Annotated in this window: 19 protein-coding genes; 13 read left to right on the forward strand and 6 right to left on the reverse strand. The window is 65.5% G+C overall.

Annotated features, from left to right (window positions below; genetic code table 11):
• Both HOP59_RS06145 and HOP59_RS06150 read left to right on the forward strand, forming a co-directional pair.
• Positions 1-560: tripartite tricarboxylate transporter permease (locus HOP59_RS06145; RefSeq protein WP_234253206.1), on the forward strand; the 560-nt coding region annotated here is incomplete at its 5' end.
• 63 nt (positions 561-623) lie between these two features.
• Positions 624-1,592, forward strand: a complete 969-nt coding sequence (locus tag HOP59_RS06150; RefSeq protein WP_234253207.1) for a Bug family tripartite tricarboxylate transporter substrate binding protein — start codon at positions 624-626, stop codon at positions 1,590-1,592.
• A gap of 101 nt (positions 1,593-1,693) precedes the next feature.
• Here HOP59_RS06150 and gloA read toward each other — a convergent pair whose 3' ends face one another.
• Positions 1,694-2,227 carry a lactoylglutathione lyase gene (gene gloA / locus HOP59_RS06155; protein ID WP_234253208.1) on the reverse strand — a complete coding sequence of 178 codons (534 nt, stop codon included), beginning with the start codon at positions 2,225-2,227 and terminating at the stop codon, positions 1,694-1,696.
• Positions 2,228-2,374: 147 nt separating this feature from the next.
• On the opposite strand from gloA, the gene HOP59_RS06160 reads away from it, so the two are divergent.
• A complete protein-coding gene (locus HOP59_RS06160) occupies positions 2,375-2,905 on the forward strand; it encodes a C40 family peptidase (protein ID WP_234253209.1) in 531 nt (176 codons plus the stop codon).
• Positions 2,906-3,098: 193 nt separating this feature from the next.
• Positions 3,099-3,710, forward strand: a complete 612-nt coding sequence (gene thiE, locus HOP59_RS06165) for a thiamine phosphate synthase (RefSeq protein ID WP_010626324.1) — start codon at positions 3,099-3,101, stop codon at positions 3,708-3,710.
• 66 nt (positions 3,711-3,776) lie between these two features.
• Here thiE and mntR read toward each other — a convergent pair whose 3' ends face one another.
• A complete protein-coding gene (mntR, locus tag HOP59_RS06170) occupies positions 3,777-4,259 on the reverse strand; it encodes a manganese-binding transcriptional regulator MntR (RefSeq protein ID WP_035589973.1) in 483 nt (160 codons plus the stop codon).
• Positions 4,260-4,424: 165 nt separating this feature from the next.
• Between mntR and HOP59_RS06175 the strand changes: the two genes are divergently transcribed.
• The 3 genes from HOP59_RS06175 to HOP59_RS06185 are packed head-to-tail and all read left to right on the forward strand — an operon-like array spanning position 4,425 to position 7,033.
• The gene (locus HOP59_RS06175) at positions 4,425-5,336 is read left to right on the forward strand and encodes a metal ABC transporter solute-binding protein, Zn/Mn family (RefSeq protein WP_010626322.1); all 912 of its coding nucleotides are present in this window, start codon (positions 4,425-4,427) and stop codon (positions 5,334-5,336) included.
• On the forward strand, positions 5,329-6,120 hold the full coding sequence (locus HOP59_RS06180; RefSeq protein WP_010626321.1) for a metal ABC transporter ATP-binding protein: 792 nt from the start codon (positions 5,329-5,331) through the stop codon (positions 6,118-6,120). The genes HOP59_RS06175 and HOP59_RS06180 overlap by 8 nt, the downstream gene beginning before the upstream one ends.
• Before the next feature lie 40 nt (positions 6,121-6,160).
• Positions 6,161-7,033 carry a metal ABC transporter permease gene (locus HOP59_RS06185; protein ID WP_234253488.1) on the forward strand — a complete coding sequence of 291 codons (873 nt, stop codon included), beginning with the start codon at positions 6,161-6,163 and terminating at the stop codon, positions 7,031-7,033.
• A gap of 153 nt (positions 7,034-7,186) precedes the next feature.
• Here HOP59_RS06185 and HOP59_RS06190 read toward each other — a convergent pair whose 3' ends face one another.
• The gene (locus HOP59_RS06190) at positions 7,187-8,062 is read right to left on the reverse strand and encodes a DMT family transporter (RefSeq protein WP_010626319.1); all 876 of its coding nucleotides are present in this window, start codon (positions 8,060-8,062) and stop codon (positions 7,187-7,189) included.
• A gap of 316 nt (positions 8,063-8,378) precedes the next feature.
• On the opposite strand from HOP59_RS06190, the gene HOP59_RS06195 reads away from it, so the two are divergent.
• Genes HOP59_RS06195 through HOP59_RS06215 form a run of 5 tightly spaced genes read left to right on the forward strand, consistent with a single transcriptional unit; the run spans position 8,379 to position 13,860 of the window.
• Complete coding sequence (locus HOP59_RS06195; protein ID WP_234253210.1) at positions 8,379-9,023, forward strand: DUF1826 domain-containing protein; 645 nt, start codon at positions 8,379-8,381, stop codon at positions 9,021-9,023.
• Positions 9,024-9,078: 55 nt separating this feature from the next.
• Positions 9,079-10,605, forward strand: a complete 1,527-nt coding sequence (locus HOP59_RS06200; RefSeq protein WP_234253211.1) for an ABC transporter substrate-binding protein — start codon at positions 9,079-9,081, stop codon at positions 10,603-10,605.
• Entirely contained in the window at positions 10,602-11,597 is a 996-nt protein-coding gene (locus tag HOP59_RS06205; protein ID WP_234253212.1) for an ABC transporter permease, read from the forward strand. Before HOP59_RS06200 ends, HOP59_RS06205 begins: the two co-directional genes overlap by 4 nt.
• Complete coding sequence (locus HOP59_RS06210) at positions 11,594-12,421, forward strand: ABC transporter permease (protein WP_234253213.1); 828 nt, start codon at positions 11,594-11,596, stop codon at positions 12,419-12,421. Before HOP59_RS06205 ends, HOP59_RS06210 begins: the two co-directional genes overlap by 4 nt.
• Positions 12,418-13,860 (forward strand): ABC transporter ATP-binding protein, encoded by a 1,443-nt coding sequence (locus tag HOP59_RS06215; protein ID WP_234253214.1) that lies wholly within the window; start codon positions 12,418-12,420, stop codon positions 13,858-13,860. Before HOP59_RS06210 ends, HOP59_RS06215 begins: the two co-directional genes overlap by 4 nt.
• Before the next feature lie 92 nt (positions 13,861-13,952).
• Here the strand turns inward: HOP59_RS06215 and HOP59_RS06220 are convergent, their stop codons facing one another.
• From HOP59_RS06220 to dksA, 3 genes are all read right to left on the reverse strand, one after another.
• On the reverse strand, positions 13,953-15,296 hold the full coding sequence (locus HOP59_RS06220) for a D-alanyl-D-alanine carboxypeptidase (RefSeq protein ID WP_026037858.1): 1,344 nt from the start codon (positions 15,294-15,296) through the stop codon (positions 13,953-13,955).
• Between the two features lie 195 nt (positions 15,297-15,491).
• Positions 15,492-16,709, reverse strand: coding sequence for a zinc metallochaperone GTPase ZigA (zigA, locus tag HOP59_RS06225; protein WP_010626311.1), 1,218 nt, complete (start codon positions 16,707-16,709; stop codon positions 15,492-15,494).
• The gene (dksA, locus tag HOP59_RS06230; RefSeq protein ID WP_010626310.1) at positions 16,709-17,137 is read right to left on the reverse strand and encodes an RNA polymerase-binding protein DksA; all 429 of its coding nucleotides are present in this window, start codon (positions 17,135-17,137) and stop codon (positions 16,709-16,711) included. Before dksA ends, zigA begins: the two co-directional genes overlap by 1 nt.
• 296 nt (positions 17,138-17,433) lie before the next feature.
• On the opposite strand from dksA, the gene HOP59_RS06235 reads away from it, so the two are divergent.
• Complete coding sequence (locus tag HOP59_RS06235) at positions 17,434-17,952, forward strand: Hcp family type VI secretion system effector (protein ID WP_234253215.1); 519 nt, start codon at positions 17,434-17,436, stop codon at positions 17,950-17,952.
• Positions 17,953-17,990: the final 38 nt, after the last annotated feature.

Here is a 17,990-nt window from a genome sequence, read left to right on the forward strand (position 1 = left end):
CGCTGTTCGGCCTGGGCATTCCGGGCAGCGTCTCCGCCGCGCTGCTGGTCGGGGCGTTCATGATCCACGGCATCCAGGTGGGGCCGCTGATGCTGCGCGACCATCCCGAGATGCTGTTCACGCTGTTCTCGGGGATGATCGTGGCGAGCCTGTTGATGCTGGCGGTGGGCTGGTACGGCCTGCGTATCTTCGCCAAGGTCACCAGCGTGCCGCCGCACATCGTGATCCCGGTGGTGATCTTCCTGTGCCTGGCGGGCATCCAGGTGCAGGGCTACGGCACCTTCGGCCTGGTCACGGTGTTCGCCTTCGCCATCTTCGGCTACTTCCTGAAGAAGTTCGACTACTCCTTCGTGACCTTTCTGGTGGCGTTCATCGTCACGCCGATGCTGGAGATGAACCTGCGCCAGGCGGTGATTCTCTCCGGCGGCGACATCGCCATCCTGCTCAACCGCCCTATCGCCCTGGCCTTCGTCGTCTTCACCGCGCTGATGGCGCTGCACCTGGGCTGGAGCGGCTATCGCCAGTGGCGCCGAAAGCGCCTCAAGGCGTTGGGTAACTGAACCCACAGCCGGCAGCGACCGGCATCACCACACCACAACAACGCAACCACGAGGTTCCGAATCATGAAAATGAAACTGCTGGGTACTGCCATCCTTTCTTCCGCCATGGCCTTCGGCGCAGCCGGCATGGTCCAGGCCGATGACTTCCCGACCAAGCCGGTGACCATGGTGATCGGCTGGGGCGCCGGCGGCAGCACCGACATTCAGGGCCGCGTGCTGGCCGACATCCTCTCCGAGGAGCTCGGCCAGCCGGTCAACGTGGTCAACCAGCCCGGCGCCGGCGGCGGCGTAGCCCTGGCGCGCCTGGCCAACAGCCGCGACGAGGGTTACACCTTCGTTTTCGGCACCTCCATGACCATCACCTTCGGCCCGCTCTCCACCGAAGCCACCTACGAGCTGGACGACTTCCGCTACGTCGCCGGTGTGACCCTCGGCCAGTCGGCCATCGTCACCGGCGAGAACCGCCCCTTCGGCGACAGCTGGGAAGATCTGGTGGAGTATGCCCGCGAGAACCCGGGCATGAGCTATGCCACCCAGACCGCGCTGGACCGCATGATCATCGAGTACATCGCCCAGCAGGAAGGTCTCGATCTGCGCATCGTGCCCACCTCCGGCGGCGCCGGCATGGCACCGCTGATCCTCTCCGGCGACGTCGACTTCGCCTATAGCGGCGGCACCCACTCCGGCTATGCCGAGACCGGCGAGATGCCGGTGCTGCTGAGCCTGGCCGAGGATCGCCTGGTGGCGTTCCCGGATGCCCCGACCCTGCCGGAAGCCGGCTACGACATCAATGCCGCGGAGATCCGCGTCGCCATGGTGCCGCAGAACACCCCCGACGCCCACGTCGAGCGTCTGGCCGAGGCGCTGGAAGCCGCCACCCAGGACCCGCGCTTCATCGAGATCACCGAGGAGCGCATCCTGATGCCGGTGTCCTACATCGCGGAAGACGAAGTCACCCAGACCCTGCGCGATCAGGTGGAAGGCTACAAGGCGCTGATCGAAGAGCTCGGCGGCCTGCCCGGCGAGGAGTGATTCTCGCCATGGCCCTGTCGTGACAGGGCCGTTCGAACGCCGACGCCGCCCCACGGGGCGGCGTCGCTGTTTGCATGGGCTGTACGGAATAGGGGGCGAGTTCAGTCGCCCAGCGCCCCCAGGCGGTCGGCCTGAACCACCTCGATCCAGTAGCCGTCCACGTCCTTGACGAAGATGACATCCTTCATCTTGCCCTGATCCGAGCGCTTGACGAATTCGACCTCATTGGCATCGAACCACGCCTCGGCGGCGTCGAGGTCGGGCACCGAAAAGCAGATGTGGCCGAAACCCTGGGGCTGGGCATTGCCATCGTGATAGGCAAAGTCTTCCTGGCTCTCGGTGCCCCAGTTGTGGGTCAGCTCCAGCAGCCCCGTCTGGCGGAAGGTCCAGACCGTGCGCTCGCCCTGGTCCTCCGGCACCCGTTCGCCGTCATCCAGCCTGGCCAGGAAGTAGAGCGAGAAGCTCATCTCCTCGAAGTCGAGCCGCCGCATGACCCGCATGCCGAACACCCGCGTATAGAAGGCCAGCGCCTTTTCCGGGTCTTTCACCCGCAGCATGGTGTGATTGAGACGAAAGCCCTGCGAATCGGCCGTCGGTGTCTGCACACCGGGGTGCTGCTCTCCCTTGAAGCTCATGCGTTTCTCCTTTGGTGTCGCTGTCATCTTGCTCATCATTACCAGGATGATGCGGATCGTTACGACGTTTTTCCAGCCGCCGGCAGCTGTCATGCCCTTCGGATCGCGCTAAAGTAGGAAAAGCACCGCCATGAAGAGCGACCGCCCATGCCGACCTCATCCAGGCTAGAACAGGTAGCGCCAGGGGCCTTTCACAGTGCCGTCGGGCATTTGCTGCGCCATCTGCCCTGGCTGCTGGCGCTGATGCTGCTGGCCGGCTGCGCCAGCCGCGATATCGCCACTCACGAACCGAGCCGCGGCCCGGACGCTCTCTCCATCGAGCGGGCGCTGATCCTGGCCACGGCCAAGAATGCGCTGGGCACCCCCTATCGCCTCGGCGGCAATACGCCGGAAGGGCTCGACTGCTCGGGCCTGGTGGAGATGGCCTACCGGGCGGCGGGCATTCAGGTGCCGCGCACCGCCGACGAGCAGTTTCGTGCCCTGCCGGCGGTGCGTCAGGCCCAGCCAGGCGACCTGCTGTTCTTCGGCGACCGCCGCAAGGCGACCCATGTGGGCATCTACCGCGGCAACGGCCAGATGATTCACGCCCCGGGCAACGGGCGCGAAGTCACCAGCGTGCCGTTGCACATCGACTACTGGCAGCAACGGTTTCTGGGTGCCGCCGGCCCAGCCCCCTAAGCTTTGTCCGAAAAGTCGTCGAGCGACGGTCAGACAAGGCAAAAATCGGCGAAAAGACGGAGTTTACGCGGTGTAAATGAGTACTTTGAGCCGAGTTTTAACGCCGTATGACCGAGCGCAGACAGTTTTCAGACAAAGCGTAGCCTCATCGCTCTGGTAAGATGAGTAGCTTTCCAATCGCATTGGTGATGCCATGCCACTCGATCTTTCCCTCTATCTGGTAACCGACCCCGAGCTCTGCGCCCGCCATGGGCTGGTGGAGACCGTGGTGGCTGCGGTGCGTGGCGGGGTCACCGTAGTGCAGCTGCGCGACAAGCACGCCTCCGATGACGAGATGATCGCTCAGGCGCGCCGTCTCAAGGCGGCGCTGGCCGGCAGCGGCGTGCCACTGATCGTCAACGACCGCCTGACGGTGGCGCTGGAAAGCGGCGCCGATGGCCTGCACATGGGACAGGACGATGGCGACGTGGCGGCGGCCCGCGCCGCCCTGGGCGAGAGCGCCATCCTCGGGCTCTCGGTGCAGAATCACGAGCAGCTTTCGCGCCTCGACCCGGCCGCCCTCGATTATCTAGGCCTCGGCCCGGTATTCGCCACCTCGACCAAGCGCAACCACGCCACCCCGCTCGGCTTCGACGGCCTGGCTGCCCTGGTGGCGGCAAGCCCGCTGCCGGCCGTCGCCATCGGCGGCCTCAAGGCGAAGCATGCCGCAGCGGTGCGTGCCGCGGGAGCCAAAGGGCCGGCGGTGGTATCGGCGATCTGCGGACAGTCGGACGCCGAAGCCGCCGCCAGGGCGTTCTTTGCCTGAAGTCAGAAAAAACCAGGGTGAAAGAGGTGATGGGCCCGAGGTGAGAGAACCTGAAGCGAGAGAACCTCAGACGTCGCGGTGCCCCTGTTCGCGGGTGTAGCGCTGCATGATCTCCAGGGTTTCCTGGCTGACGTGATGCTCCATGCCTTCGGCATCAATGCGAGCGGTGCGGTCGCTGACGCCGAGGGCGCGCAGGAACTGCAGCACGATGGCATGGCGCTGATGCGACATGGCCGCCATCGCCTCGCCCTTCTCGGTCAGGAACAGCGAACGGTAGGGCTTGCTGGACACCAGCCCCAGTGACTTGAGCCGGGTGACGGTCTTCGACACCGTAGCCTGGCTGACCCCCATACGCGCCGCAATGTCCGTCGAGCGCGCCTCGCCCTGATGCTCGAGCAGGTCGGCGATCAATTCCACGTAGTCTTCGAGAAGTTCGGTTTCGTGTGCGTTGCGCACGGCAGCGTACTGCTGCGCATGCTGGTCGCTGGGCGGCAGGGCGTCCGCCTTGCACAGGCGATCAGGCGTCACGTCATTCGGCGAGTCGGTCATCGGGCCAATATAGCCAAAGTGCTCATAGGGCAGCAACAGGGCCTCGATAGAGATTTCCTACTACCCTACAAGTTAACCTTGGCTAAAATAGTGTCTATACGCTTACAAACTCACCGCAACGTAACAACCGACCGTTAACGTTCAGCCACCAGAGGAGAGTGATCGATGCCGACCCCCAAGGGCTTCCTGCTTCTTAGCGCGTTTGCCTTCGCCATGTCGACCTCGGCCCAGGCCGCAGAGCCGCCCCTGAAGGTAGCGGCCACTTTTTCCGTGATCGGCGATCTGGTGCGCGATGTGGCGGGTGACGATGCCGATGTCACGGTACTCACGCCGGTGGGCGCCGAGGTCCATGAGTGGGAGCTGATACCGAGCAACTTCATCGCTCTCGAAGAGGCCGATGTGGTGTTCTACAACGGCTACGGCCTCGAGCAGTGGCTCTCTCAGATCAACGCCACGGTAGGCAACGGCGTGCCGGTGGTTGCCCTGGCCGAGGAGAGCGGCTACGCCACCCAGCCGATCGCCACCGGCGAATACGCCGGCGAGGTCGACCCGCACATGTGGATGGACCCACGCGCCGCGGCGGAATATGCACGCGTGATTGCCGAAACGCTGGCCGAGGCCCGGCCCGACGCCGCCGAGGCCTTCCAGGCGCGCGCCGAAGCCCTGCAGGAGTCGCTGCATGCGTTGCATGAGGAGCTGCTGGAGACGCTGGCGATCATTCCCGAGGAGCGGCGTCTGCTCATCACCAGCGAGGCGGCCTTCGTCTACTTTGCCGATGCCTTCGGCTTCGAGCACGACGGCATCTGGGGTACCAACGCCGAGGAAGAGGGTTCGCCGCGTCAGATCATGCGCATCGTCGATCTGATCGAGGAAAAGCAACCGGCCGCCATCTTCTGGGAGAGCACCATTTCCGACCGCCACGTGCGCAGCGTGGCCGACGAGACCGAGGTGGCGATTGCCGGCCCCCTCTACGTCGACTCCCTCAGCGAGCCGGACGCTGCAGCGCCCGATTACGCCAGCATGCTGCGCCACAACGTTGGGCTGTTGCGCGAGGCCCTGGGAGACACACATGAATGACAAGGTGCCGGCGCTCGAGGCACACCGCCTCAGCGCGGCCTATCACCAGCACCCCGTGCTGGAAGACGTCACCCTGGTGCTGCCGCAAGGCGAGTGGACCGCCATCGTGGGCCCCAATGGGGCCGGCAAATCGAGTTTGCTCAAGCTGGTGATCGGTGGCCTCACGCCGCTGCGCGGCGAACTGCGCATTCTCGGCGCAAGCCCAGCCGTGCAGCGCAGGGCCGGCAACATCGCCTACATGGCTCAGCAGGAGCACATGGAGTGGGACTTTCCCATTTCAGTGCGCGAGACGGTGCTGACCGGCCGCTACGGCCTGATGCGCCAGGACCCTTTGTGGCAACGCCTGCTGCCGCGCCACTGGGCCAACCCCAGCCATCGCCAGGCCGTAGAAGCTGCACTGGACGACGTCGACATGGCAGAGCATGCCGAACGTCCCATCGGCGAGTTGTCCGGCGGCCAGAAGAAGCGTGTGCTGCTGGCCCGCGCACTGGCACAGCAGGCCAGTATTTTGCTGCTAGACGAGCCACTGGCCGGGGTCGACCCACCCAGTGAGGCGCTGATTCTCGCCACGCTGGAACGGCAGCGCGACGCAGGCCGCACCGTCATCATGGTCACCCATGACATGCCCAGCGCACGTCGCCACGCCGACCGCGTACTGCTGATCAATCGCAAGGTGGTGGGCATGGGCACGCCGGAAGAGATGCTCAGCGACTCCATGCTGGCCCGCCTGGCGGTGGGTACGGCTTCCCGCTCAGCGTACGGGGGTACACGTGCCGCCGCTTGAATTGCTGGCCCAGGTGATCGATGGCTTGATCGCTCTGCTGATGCTGGTGGTGAACCTGCTGCCCGAGCCCCTGGCCGCTCCCTTCGAGTACCGCTTCATGCAGCGTGCCCTGCTCACTTCGGTGCTGGTGGGGGCGATCTGCGGCCTGCTCTCCTGCTACGTCGTGCTGAAGCGCTGGTCGCTGCTGGGCGATGCCATCTCTCATGCAGTGCTGCCTGGCGTGGCCATCGCCTACCTGCTGGGCTGGCCGTTCTTCATCGGCGCCTTCGTCACCGGCGCACTGACCTCGCTGGGCATCGGCGCGCTGGAGCGTCACACCCGGATCAAGGCGGATGCAGCCATGGGACTGATGTTCACCGCCGCCTTTGCGCTGGGCATCGTAATCATCAGCAAGATCGCCACCAGTACCCACCTGATGCATATCCTGTTCGGCAACGTGCTGGGCGTACAGACCACCGCTCTGATGCTGACCCTGGCGGCAAGCCTGGTGACCGCACTGGCCATCTGGCTCGCCTATCGCCCCTTGCTGCTCTACACCTTCGATCCTCAGCAGGCCCAGGCCCTGGGCTTCAACACCAGCTTCATCCACTACGGTCTGATCCTGCTGCTGACCCTGACCATCGTCGCCAGCCTGGAGACCGTGGGCATCATCCTGGTGGTAGCCATGCTGATCACCCCAGGTGCCACGGCCCACCTGCTCACCGACCGCTTCCCGCTGATGCTGGCGATCTCGGTCACTGTCGGCGTCACGTCCGCCGTGGTGGGCCTGGTGCTGTCGGTGTCGCTGGACGTCGCCTCGGGCGGCGCCATCGTGCTGGTAGCGTCGGGACTGTTCCTCGTCGCCCTGCTGGCGGCCCCCAAGCATGGCCTGGTGGCGCGCCACTGGCGACGTTGGCGCCTGAACCGGGTTTAACTGAATCGGATTAGGCTACGTCTGAAAAGTCGCCGAGCGAAGGCCAGACAAGGCAAAAATCAGCGAAAAGATGGAGTTTGCTTGGTGCAAATGAGTACTTTGAGCTGAGTTTTAACGCCGTATGGCCAAGCGCAGGCAGTTTTCAGGCATAGCCTAGGAGGTGGGGCGGCGCTTCAGGGTAGTCCGGCGATCATGATAGGCGATCGCCAGCCCGCTGCCGATGATCAGCGTACTACCCAGGAAGACCCAGAGATCAGGCATTTCCCCCCAGAACCACCACCCTAGCAACACCGCCCACAGCATGGCCGTGTAATCGAAGGGGGCGGCGATGGCCGCCGGAGCGAAGCGAAAGGCCATGGTGATACAGGCCGTCGCCCCCACCCCGATCACGCCGGCGCCGAGAAACCCCAGCCAATGCCAGGGTTGCGGATCCTGCCATACCCAGGGCAGGGTCACAGCGGTCAGCACCAGCGGCACCAGGGTGATGTAAAACACCATGGCCCAAAGGTGCTCGGTGGCCCCGTAGCGTCGCGAGGTGATCATCAGCAGTGCATAGAAAACCGCCGCGCCCAGCATGATCAATGCGCCGGGATGGAAACCCTCGCCCCCCGGCCGCACCACCACCATCACACCGACAAAGCCCAACAGCGAAGCCGCCACGACTTGGTAGTCGACCCGTTCACCGAGCAACGGAACCGACAGCAATGTGACGAACAGGGGGGCAGCAAAGGCGATGGCCGTAGCCTCGGCAAGCGGCAGCATGGTCAATCCCAGCACGAAGAAGCCCATGGTGCCGGTATAGATCAAACCGCGCACCAGGTGGACCCCGGGCCGACGAGTACGTAGCTTGGTCAACCCACCGCCGTAGTGCGCCAGCACGGCGATCAACGGCAGCGAGACCAGGGTACGGAAGAAGATGATCTGCAGCGGCGAGTGCACCTCGCCCAGCCACTTGGCAATGGCATCGCCGATGGCCAGGCAGAGTACGCCGGCACACATGAACAGGATGCCCTTCAATGACGGCGACATGGCCCCTCCCCCCGGCAGGAAAAAACCACCCCGCCGACCAGGATGGGCGGCGGGGCTTGTTGATTACCAACCTAACGGGTGGGGCGCACGGCGGCAAGTGCCATGCCCCAAGATGGCGCATCGGGGTGGGTGGAGGTCGAACCCAGAATGACGCGAGGTCAGGGCATAGTCACGCCATGGACGTTATGTTATAACGAATCATTCTCAGCGTTCGACCGCCTGCATACGCGAGCGCCTTGCAATCTCTACCATCGCTTTGAAGCGGGCGGACCTCGCAGCACGAATGATATGTTATAGAGTTTCACAAGGAGGTGCCATGCAGCCCCATCCCTCTCTCGATACTTCGGCGCACTGGGCATTCGGCCAGGAAATCGAGGTGCTGCCGCGCATTTTCGACGACGACATCACCCTGGCAGTCATGCAGCGACGGCTCGACTCGGCCCTCGCCCTGGCCGTGCGCGCCCAGCTCAACGGCTCCCGCTCTCTCGACTGGCACTGGCGCGGCGCACCCGGCCAGGCAATGAAAGAGGATCTCGAGCGTCGGCTCCCCGCCCCTGAGGCCGGCGCAGCCCTGGTGGAAGACGTCAGTCATATCGCCGAGGCCATGGCCTATCTCTTCTCTACCGAGGCCATCGGCATCCGTCTGCGCACGCTGGAGGGCGCCATGTGCCCGCGCTTCCACGTCGACAACCTGGCGGTGCGTCTCGTGACCACCTATGCCGGCCCGGCCAGCGAATGGCTGCCCGAGCATGCCGTCAACCGCGCCGGGCTCGGCGCTCCGCATCCCGACAAACCCGATATCGTCGCCGATCCCGACGCCATTCGGCAGCTCGCCGTTGGCGATCTGGCTCTGCTCAAGGGCTGTGGCTGGATCGGCAACGAGGAGCGCGGCCTGGTCCACCGCAGCCCGCAGCCCGCTGCGGGCGAACGCCGCCTGCTGCTGGCGCTGGACCCGGGCTGACCCCGCTCCACCCGTTACTCAACTCCCTTCTTTCCATCTGAGGAAGCCCCCGGCAATGACTCCATGCCTTCGTCCCCTCCTGTTTGGCCTGGCCCTGCTGCCACTGGCGGCACAGGCCGATCGCCCACTGGCGGTCGTCGCCCCTTGGGAGATCACCGGCCTCGACCCCTCCACCTCAGGCTATGTGTTCAGCCGCATGCGCGTTGCCGAGACCCTGGTCGACACCGATGCCGATGGCCAACCAGCCCCTGGGCTGGCCAGCGGCTGGCAGGTCTCCGACGACGGCCTGACCTGGCGTTTCGCTCTGCGTGAGGGCGTGACCTTCCACGACGGCAGCCCGCTGACGGCACAGGCCGCGGCCGCGAGCCTCGAGCATGCCCTGGCCAAGCCGGGCATACTCGACTCGGCCCCCATCGTCTCCATCGAAGCCGAAGGCGACGACGTCGTGGTGCGTCTCGACAGCCCCTTCGCACCGTTGCCGGCCCTGCTGGCTCACTCCACCACGCTGATTTTGGCAGCGGATGCCTTCGACGACGAGGGGCGGGCCACCCAGGTGATCGGCACCGGCCCTTATCGCGTCGCATCGGTCGCGCCGCCTCAGCGTCTGACGGTGGAGCGCTTCGACGGCTACTGGGGCGAGACACCCGCCATTGGCAACGCCAGCTATCTGGCGGTAGGACGCGGCGAAACCCGCGCGCTGATGGCCGAGAGCGGCGATGCCGACGTGGTGTTCACCCTCGACCCGGCCAGTCGCGCACGGCTGGCACGCCATGATCGCTTGGCGCTGCATGCCGAGCCGCTGCCGCGTACCATCGTGTTCAAGCTCAATGCCGAACACCCCTTCCTCGAGGACGAGCGCGCCCGCCAGGCATTGAGCCTGGCCGTCGACCGTATCGGCATTGCCGCCGGGCTGCTGCGCCACCCCGAGGCCGCTGCGGCCGAGCTGTTCCCGACCAGCCTCGGCCCCTGGCATCTCGGCCTTTCTGTAGAAGAAGCACAGGACGTGGAGCGCGCCCGCGAGCTGCTGGCCGAGCTGGGCTGGGAAGCCAACGGCAGCGGCATGCTCGAGCGCAACGGCCAGCCCTTCCAACTGACCCTGCGCACCTTCTCCGACCGCCCCGAGCTGCCGCTGGTGGCAACGGCCCTGCAGGACCAGTGGCGCGAGCTCGGCGTGGCGCTGGAAGTCGCCGTGGGCAACGCCAGTGATATCCCTTCCGGGCACCGCGACGGCAGCCTTGAGCTGGGTCTGATGGCACGCAACTACGGGCTGGTGCCCGATCCGCTCGGCACCCTGCTCGACGACTTCGGCACCGACCCTGAAACGATGGGCGGCGACTGGGGCGCCATGGGCTGGCGCGACGCGGACGTGGCGGCCTGGCTCGATACCCTGCGCCAGGAGGCCGACATGGATGCCCGCGCCGAACTGGCCGAGCAGGTGGCACGCCGACTTAACGAGGCGATGCCGGTCGTGCCAGTGGCCTGGTATCAGCAGACGGCTGCGGTGCACGCCGAGCTGGAAGGCTTCTCCATCGACCCGCTGGAGCGCAGCTACCGCATCGACGAGCTGAGGTGGGGGGAATGAGCGAAACGCTGGCAGCGCGCTCGACGTCGCGCTGGGCCTCTCGCATGACGACAGGCCTGGGTGGCCTGCTGCTGCAGCGCCTGTTCCAGGCCGGGCTGGTGGCTTGGATGGTCGGCACCCTGACCTTCGTGCTGACCCGCTCGCTGCCCGGCGACATGGCCTATCGCATCGCCGCCGGGCGCTATGGACACGATATGGTCAACACCAGCGCCGCCGAGGCGGTACGCGCCGAGCTGGCGCTGGACCAACCGGCGCTGAGCGCCTACTTCGGCTGGTTGTGGGACCTGGTGCAGCTCGATCTGGGCCGTTCGCTAGTCAGCGGTGAACGCGTGGTGACCGAGCTGTGGCATCAGCTCGGCCACTCGCTGGGCCTGGCGACGATGGCCGTGCTGCTCTCGCTGCTGCTGGGCCCGCCGCTGGGCCTGCTCGCCGGACTCAAGCCCAACGGCGTGCTGGACCGCGTGAGCGAAGTGGCGGCCAGCGTGCTGCGCGCCCTGCCGCCCTTCGCCGTGGGCCTGATCCTGATCCTGATCTTCTCGGTCAGCCTAGGCTGGTTGCCTGCCGCCGGACATGGTCGCAGCGCACACAGCGTGCTGCCGGCGCTGACCCTGGCGTTGGCGCTGGCCGCCATCTCCAGCCGGGTGGCGCGCAACGCCATGGCCGACGTCTCGCAGTCGGCCTATTACGCCTTCTCGCGCACCAAGGGGCTGGGCGAGCGCCTGAGCTTCATGCGTCATGGCCTGCGCAACGCCGCAGTGCCGGTGGTGGCTTACCTCGGCGTGCAGTTCGTCTACCTGATCGAAGGTGTGGTGGTGGTCGAGACCCTGTTCGCCTGGCCCGGCATCGGCCATGCCCTGGTGCATGCCATCGTGGCCCGCGACGTGCCGATGATTCAAGGTACCGCGCTGGTCATGGGGCTGATGTTCGTCGCGCTCAATACCGTGGTGGACCTGATCTGCTACTGGCTCGACCCCAGGAGGCGCAGCGCATGAACGGCTCGACCCTGACGTCTACCCGCCGCCTTTTCCTGCCGACGCTGAATGGCCGCCAGCGCCTCGGTGCCACACTGCTGGCGCTGCTGCTCGCCTTCGCCTGGCTGGTGCCCTGGCTGTTCGATGCCGATCCTGCGCGGCAGCAACTCACCCGCATCCTGCAGTTGCCTTCGCTGGCCGAGCCGCTCGGCACCGACCACCTGGGTCGCAGCCTTCTGGCGCGGCTGGCAAGCGCCGTGCGTCTGTCGCTGGGCATGGCGCTGCTGAGCGTAGCCAGTGCAGCCATACCGGGCGTGATTCTCGGCGTGATCGCCGGCTGGCGCGGCGGCTGGCTCGACCGCGTGCTGGGCAGCTTGGCCGATGCCTTCCTGGCGTTGCCGGGCCTACTGCTGGTGCTGCTGCTGGTGGCCATCGCTCCAGGCAACTTCTGGGCTCTCTACGTGGGTATCTCACTGGTGCTGTGGATCGAGTACTTCCGCGTGGTGCGCGCCCGCACCCGGGTGCTGGTCGCTTCGCCCCAGCTCGAGGCGAGCCGCCTACTCGGCTTCGGCCCGCTCTACCTGTTCCGCCGCCACCTGTGGCCGGAGCTGGCGCCGCAGGTGTTGACCCTGGCCGCCTTCGGCGCCGCCAGTGCGATCCTGGCCATGGCCGCGCTGGGTTTCGTCAGCGTCGGGCTGCGTCCGCCCACCGCCGAGCTGGGGCTGATGATGATCGAGCTGCTGCCCTACTACCACGAGGCGCCCTGGGCCATGGCCCAGCCGATCCTGGTGCTGTTCGTGCTGGTGCTGAGCCTCAACCTGCTGGCGGGAAGGGATCCACGATGAGTGCGTACTTACTTCAGGCGGAAGACGTCACGATCCAGGGCGAGGGCGTCACCATCGCGCCCTTCTCCTGTGCGCTCGAAGCCGGTAGCCGGCTGACCCTGCTCGGCGAGACCGGCTCGGGCAAGAGTCTGCTCGCTCAGGCCATCATGGGCACGCTGCCCCGCGGCCTGCGCGCGCGGGGGCGACTCGTCATCGACGGCGAGACCTTCGATGCCGCCGATGACAAGTCGCGCCGCGCCCTGTGGGGCCGACGCCTGGCGCTGCTGCCCCAGGAGCCTTGGCACGCGCTGGACCCGACCATGCGAGCCGTATCGCAGGTGGCCGAAAGCCACCGCCACGTGGCCGGGCGTGATCGACGCCATGCTCAACAAGCGGCCTGGGCCGATCTGGCCGAGCTGGGTCTGGCCGAGGCCGGCGGCAAGCTGCCCGGCGAACTCTCCGGCGGCATGGCACAGCGCGTGGCCTTTGCCGCCGCCAGTGCCGGCGGAGCACCCATCGTTATCGCCGACGAACCGACCAAGGGACTCGATGCGCCGCGCCGCGATGCCGTGGTCGAGCTGCTGGCTCGCACGCCCGAGAGCGGCGGCGTTCTGATCACCATCACTCACGACATCGACGTGGCCCGCCGCCTGGGTGGGGAAGTGGTGATCCTGCGCCAGGGGCAGGTGGTCGAGCGCGGACCGGCCCAGCAAGTGCTCACTCACCCCCAAAGCGAGTACGGGCAGGAGTTGCTGGGTGCCGAGCCCAGCCGCTGGCCACGCCCGGCGCCGCTCGGAGAAACGGCCCAGGCACCGGTGGTGAGCGCCACCGACCTGGCCAAGGCCCGCGGCGGCCGCGAGCTGTTTCGCGAACTCTCCCTCACGGTGCGCCCCGGCGAGATCGTCGGCGTGGTCGGTCCCTCCGGCTGCGGCAAGAGTACCCTCGGTGACATGCTGCTCGGCGTGACGCGCGCCGACGACGGCAAGATCCAGCGCGCGACAGGGCATCCGCTCGGCTTTCAGAAGCTCTATCAGGACCCGCCGGCGGCCTTCTCGCCCCACTGGCGGCTCTCTCGCCTGCTCGACGACCTGGTACGCCGCCACCGCCTGGATCGCAGTGTCATCCCACCGTTGATGGCACGCCTTGGGCTCGATGAGCGCCTGCTGGAACGGCACCCCGGCGAGATCTCGGGCGGCGAACTGCAACGCTTTGCCATCCTGCGGGTGCTGCTGCTCGAGCCGTGCTTCCTGTTCGCCGACGAGCCGACCTCACGCCTCGACCCCATTACCCAGCGCAGCACCCTGGCGCTACTGGTGGAGCTGGCTCGCGAACGGCGCTGCGGGGTAATGCTGGTGAGCCACGACCCAGCGCTGATCGGGCGCATCTGCGATCGCCGAATCTCGCTGGGCGGGGAGCCAGTGAGCGAGGTCCGCCAGACGCTCGATCCGGCCCTGGCCTGAAGGCAGCTCGCAAGACAGCACCCTCTAAACGTCTAAACGACATCGCCCCGCACGAGCGGGGCGATGTCGAATCGGCTTGGCAGCCAGGAACGTCAGTAGTGCGCCACCACCATGCAGTCCATCCCCTGGGCGCGCAGGCTGTTGCAGGCGGAGTGGGCATCGCTCTCCTGCAGGTCGACCAGACGTGCGCGGAACACTCGCCGCTCGCCCTCCGACTCCGCTACCGACACCCGCAGGTCGCGCATGAAGCCGGAAAGCTGATCGGCGGCGCGGGTGGCCAGGTGGCGAGCCTGATCCGGGTCGTTGAAGGCACCGACCTGTACCGCCCAGTTGCCCCTACGCGGTATATCGGCCTGATAGGTGTCACGCGGCATATCGGCCTGGTAGGTGATGCGCGGTGTGTCGGCCTGGGCGATCAGGGCACGAATCGGGTCATCGGCGGAGCCCATCTCGACCCCCATCTCCGACTGGAAGGAGAACTGACGCTCGCCGCTCGAGGCTGGCCCAACGGCCTCAGGTGCAGCGGCCAACTGCTGGGCGGAAGGGGACGGGCTCTCCGGCAGATCCATGCTATCGCCCAGCACATCGGCCTGGGCAATCCAGTCGCCGCGCTGCAGCATGGAAAGCCGGGCAAAGCCGCGGTCGAGCAGGTCGGCCATATGCGTGTCGCGCGAGGCGGCGGTGAAGCCACCCATTACCACGGAGACGATACGACGGTCGTTACGGATCGCCGAAGTCGCCACGTTGAACCCGGAGGCGCGGATGAAGCCGGTCTTGAGGCCATCGGCGCCGGCATAGTTGCGCAGCAACCGGTTGTGGCTGGTGTGGGTGGTGCCGCGATAGGAGAAGCTCTGGGTGGAGAAGTAGTGATAGTACTGGGGGAAATCCTGCATCACGCGGATTGACAGCGTGGCCATGTCGCGGGCCGTGGTGACCTGAGCGTTGTCGGGCAGCCCGGAAGCGTTACGGAACACGGTGCTGGTCATGCCCAGCTCGTTGGCACGCTGGGTCATCATGCGGGCGAAACCGGATTCGGTGTTGCCCAGCGCCTCGGCGACCACCACGGCAACGTCGTTGGCCGAACGCACCACCAGCGCCTTGATGGCCTCTTCCGCCGTGATCGTGCTACCCGCCGCGAGCCACAGCTTGGAAGCGGGCATCGAAGCGGCATGGGCAGATACCGGTAATGGCTGGTTCAAGCGTATGGTGCCGTTCTCGAGCGCCTCGAACAGCATGTAAAGTGTCATCATCTTGGTCAGCGAGGCGGGATAGCGCGTCGCATCGGCATTGGCCTGATGCAGCACGTCGCCGCTCTCGACATCTATCACGATGGCCGCATAGCGGGGGTTGGCCTGCGCCGAACCGATCGTCAACAACTGAAGAAAGAGAAAAAAGAAAATGGCCACACCGAGGTAATGTCGGTTGTAGGAGCGCATGACGAACACCTCTGGTTCCCTTTTGATTCCCCGTGGCCCGATTCTAAAGCGGACCTTGCCTCAGTATGGCCGGATAACGAAGCGCTTAACAGCCGGAATAGCGAGTTTTTTTGCATATATACCGGCTGCTTCCATCAAACTTCCGTTTATTAATCAACTGGAATAACAGCCCGTTACCTTTGGGTTGCAGACCCGCTACTCCCAGGCCGGAAAGGGGTCGGGCAAGTCGGCCCACGCCCGATGACCATCCGCCAATACGGCGTCGCTCAGCAGACACTCGTCCAAAGCCTGACGGATACGCGCTTCGTCGAGATTCTGGCCGATGAAGACCAGTTCCTGACGCATGTCGCCGAACGGCTCCTCCCACTGCTCCATGATGTAGCCACGCGTCTCCGGATCCTTGGGCCAGCGAGACTCGGGGACGGCCTTCCAGAACATGCCGGCAAAGCCGTAATGGGCAATGCCACCCGCCTGACTCCACTGACCGGCGTACTGGGGTCGCGTAGCGAGCCAGAAGAAGCCCTTCGAACGCAGCAGCTTGCCGCCGAACCAGTCACCATGCAACAGGGCGTGAAACTTATCGGGATGGAAAGGCCGCCGGGCGCGGTAGACGAAGCTCGAGATGCCGTACTCCTGGGTTTCAGGCACGTGCTCACCGCGCAGCTCCTTGAGCCAGCCCGGGGCGAGCCTGGCCCGTTCGAAGCTGAAGCGACCGGTATCGAGCACCTTGTCGAGCGGCACCCGGCCATGGGCCATGGGTACCAGCTCGGCATCGGGATTGAGCGAGCGCAGTACCGCCTTCAACTCGGCCAGTTGCACTTCGTCGATCAGGTCGGTCTTGCTGATCAGCAGCACGTCGCAGAACTCGATCTGATCCACCAACAGGTCAGCCACGTTGCGCTCGTCCTCCTCGCCCAGGCTCTCGCCCGCCTCGGCGAGGGATTTTGCCTCCTGGTACTGCACCAGGAAATTGGCACCGTCGACCACCGTCACCAGGGTGTCGAGGCGGGCGACACTGGAGAGACTCTGGCCCTGCTCATCCTCGAAGGTGAAGGTCTCCGCCACCGGCAGCGGCTCGGAGATCCCGGTGGACTCGATCACCAGATGATCGAAGCGGCCTTCCCGCGCCAGCCGGCTCACCTCCACCAGCAGGTCCTCACGCAGCGTGCAGCAGATGCAGCCATTGCTCATCTCGACCAGCCGCTCCTCGGCCCGGTTGAGCGTCACCTCGTCATCGGCACTGCCCGGAGCGCCTCGTACCAGGGCCGCATCGATGTTGACCTCGCTCATGTCGTTGACGATCACCGCCACGCGGCGTCCGTCGCGATTGGCCAGGATATGGTTTAGCAGGGTGGTCTTTCCCGCTCCGAGAAAGCCGGAAAGCACGGTAACCGGCAGTGGCTTATGGGACATTACGCGTCTCCTCGCTGCTTGCTGTAGTGATGTTCGCGTTTCTCCTGTCGCTCCTTGGCCTCCAGGCACAGTTCGGCAGTCGGCCTGAGCAACAGTCGAGGCAAGCCGATGGGCTGGCCGGTTTCGGCGCAATAGCCGTAGTCGCCCTCTTCGATACGCCGCAGCGCCTGACGAATCTTGCGCAGCAGCCGCGTCTCGCGGTCGGCCTGGCGTAACAGCAGCCGCAGCTCCTCCTCCACGGCGGCACGATCAAGCTCGTCGCCGCTGCGTTCGTTGTCGGCTATGGCATTGCGCACCTCCACCAAGTGCGCCTCCACTTCGGCCTGTTCGGCAGCCAGCCGGTGCTGGAAAAATGCCAGCTGCTCATCGTTCATGTATGCCTCTTCGGGCATGGCCAGCAGTCGCTGCACCTCGGGATCGGCCGACATGGGCATCCTCTCCTGAAAATAGACGTTATAACATAACAATACTACTTCCCAAGGCAAGCCCTCTACAGCAAGCCGTGTTTGTGCTCCCGATTTCCCATAGATACCAGGCAATTTCTTGCCCGCCGGGCAACTTCTTGCCCGACCCGGGCAACTTCTTGCCTAACTAGGCTTAGCAATGATTGACCAGAAAATCGCTAACACACTGTATCAAAACAGGTTTGAAGGGGATGGCACACATACTGCTCATATCGAACTGTCCATCGGGACATTTCATTCACATCGTCAAGGAGCAGACCATGCCGACTCCCTGCTATATCAGCATCCAGGGCCAGACCCAGGGCAACATCACCGCCGGTGCCTTCACCCCGGATTCCGTGGGCAACATCTACGTGGAAGGCCACGAAGACGAGATGCTGGTCCAGGAGTTCAAGCACGTCGTCACCGTGCCCACCGACCCGCAGTCCGGCCAGCCCTCCGGCCAGCGCGCCCACAAGCCGTTCGTCTTCACCGTGGCCCTGAACAAGGCCGTGCCGCTGATGTACAACGCCCTGGCTTCCGGCGAAATGCTGCCGAACGTCGAGCTGAAGTGGTACCGCACCTCCGTCGAGGGCAAGCAGGAGCACTTCTTCACCACCACCCTGACCGACGCCACCATCGTCGACATCAACCTGCGCATGCCGCACGCCCAGGACTCCACCAAGTCTGAGTTCACTCAGCTGATGGACGTGTCCCTGGCCTACCGCAAGATCGACTGGGAACACAACGTCGCCGGCACCTCCGGTTCCGACGACTGGCGCGCCCCGATCGAGTCTTGATCGGCTAGCCCCGCGCCCCCACCCGCCGGCTCGCCGGG

This window comes from Billgrantia aerodenitrificans, assembly GCF_021404405.1.
Lineage (GTDB): Bacteria > Pseudomonadota > Gammaproteobacteria > Pseudomonadales > Halomonadaceae > Halomonas > Halomonas aerodenitrificans.

What these genes read in the sequence shown, in the direction of transcription:
- gloA (WP_234253208.1), bottom strand. Translation starts at nt 2,227, where the DNA reads ATGAGCTTCAAGGGAGAGCAGCACCCCGGTGTGCAGACACCGACGGCC.
- HOP59_RS06195 (WP_234253210.1), top strand. Translation starts at nt 8,379, where the DNA reads ATGCAGCCCCATCCCTCTCTCGATACTTCGGCGCACTGGGCATTCGGC.
- HOP59_RS06180 (WP_010626321.1), top strand. Translation starts at nt 5,329, where the DNA reads ATGAATGACAAGGTGCCGGCGCTCGAGGCACACCGCCTCAGCGCGGCC.
- mntR (WP_035589973.1), bottom strand. Translation starts at nt 4,259, where the DNA reads ATGACCGACTCGCCGAATGACGTGACGCCTGATCGCCTGTGCAAGGCG.
- HOP59_RS06185 (WP_234253488.1), top strand. Translation starts at nt 6,161, where the DNA reads ATGCTGGTGGTGAACCTGCTGCCCGAGCCCCTGGCCGCTCCCTTCGAG.
- HOP59_RS06190 (WP_010626319.1), bottom strand. Translation starts at nt 8,062, where the DNA reads ATGTCGCCGTCATTGAAGGGCATCCTGTTCATGTGTGCCGGCGTACTC.
- HOP59_RS06150 (WP_234253207.1), top strand. Translation starts at nt 624, where the DNA reads ATGAAAATGAAACTGCTGGGTACTGCCATCCTTTCTTCCGCCATGGCC.
- HOP59_RS06200 (WP_234253211.1), top strand. Translation starts at nt 9,079, where the DNA reads ATGACTCCATGCCTTCGTCCCCTCCTGTTTGGCCTGGCCCTGCTGCCA.
- thiE (WP_010626324.1), top strand. Translation starts at nt 3,099, where the DNA reads ATGCCACTCGATCTTTCCCTCTATCTGGTAACCGACCCCGAGCTCTGC.
- zigA (WP_010626311.1), bottom strand. Translation starts at nt 16,709, where the DNA reads ATGTCCCATAAGCCACTGCCGGTTACCGTGCTTTCCGGCTTTCTCGGA.
- dksA (WP_010626310.1), bottom strand. Translation starts at nt 17,137, where the DNA reads ATGTCGGCCGATCCCGAGGTGCAGCGACTGCTGGCCATGCCCGAAGAG.
- HOP59_RS06215 (WP_234253214.1), top strand. Translation starts at nt 12,418, where the DNA reads ATGAGTGCGTACTTACTTCAGGCGGAAGACGTCACGATCCAGGGCGAG.
- HOP59_RS06235 (WP_234253215.1), top strand. Translation starts at nt 17,434, where the DNA reads ATGCCGACTCCCTGCTATATCAGCATCCAGGGCCAGACCCAGGGCAAC.
- HOP59_RS06220 (WP_026037858.1), bottom strand. Translation starts at nt 15,296, where the DNA reads ATGCGCTCCTACAACCGACATTACCTCGGTGTGGCCATTTTCTTTTTT.
- HOP59_RS06205 (WP_234253212.1), top strand. Translation starts at nt 10,602, where the DNA reads ATGAGCGAAACGCTGGCAGCGCGCTCGACGTCGCGCTGGGCCTCTCGC.
- HOP59_RS06210 (WP_234253213.1), top strand. Translation starts at nt 11,594, where the DNA reads ATGAACGGCTCGACCCTGACGTCTACCCGCCGCCTTTTCCTGCCGACG.
- HOP59_RS06160 (WP_234253209.1), top strand. Translation starts at nt 2,375, where the DNA reads ATGCCGACCTCATCCAGGCTAGAACAGGTAGCGCCAGGGGCCTTTCAC.
- HOP59_RS06175 (WP_010626322.1), top strand. Translation starts at nt 4,425, where the DNA reads ATGCCGACCCCCAAGGGCTTCCTGCTTCTTAGCGCGTTTGCCTTCGCC.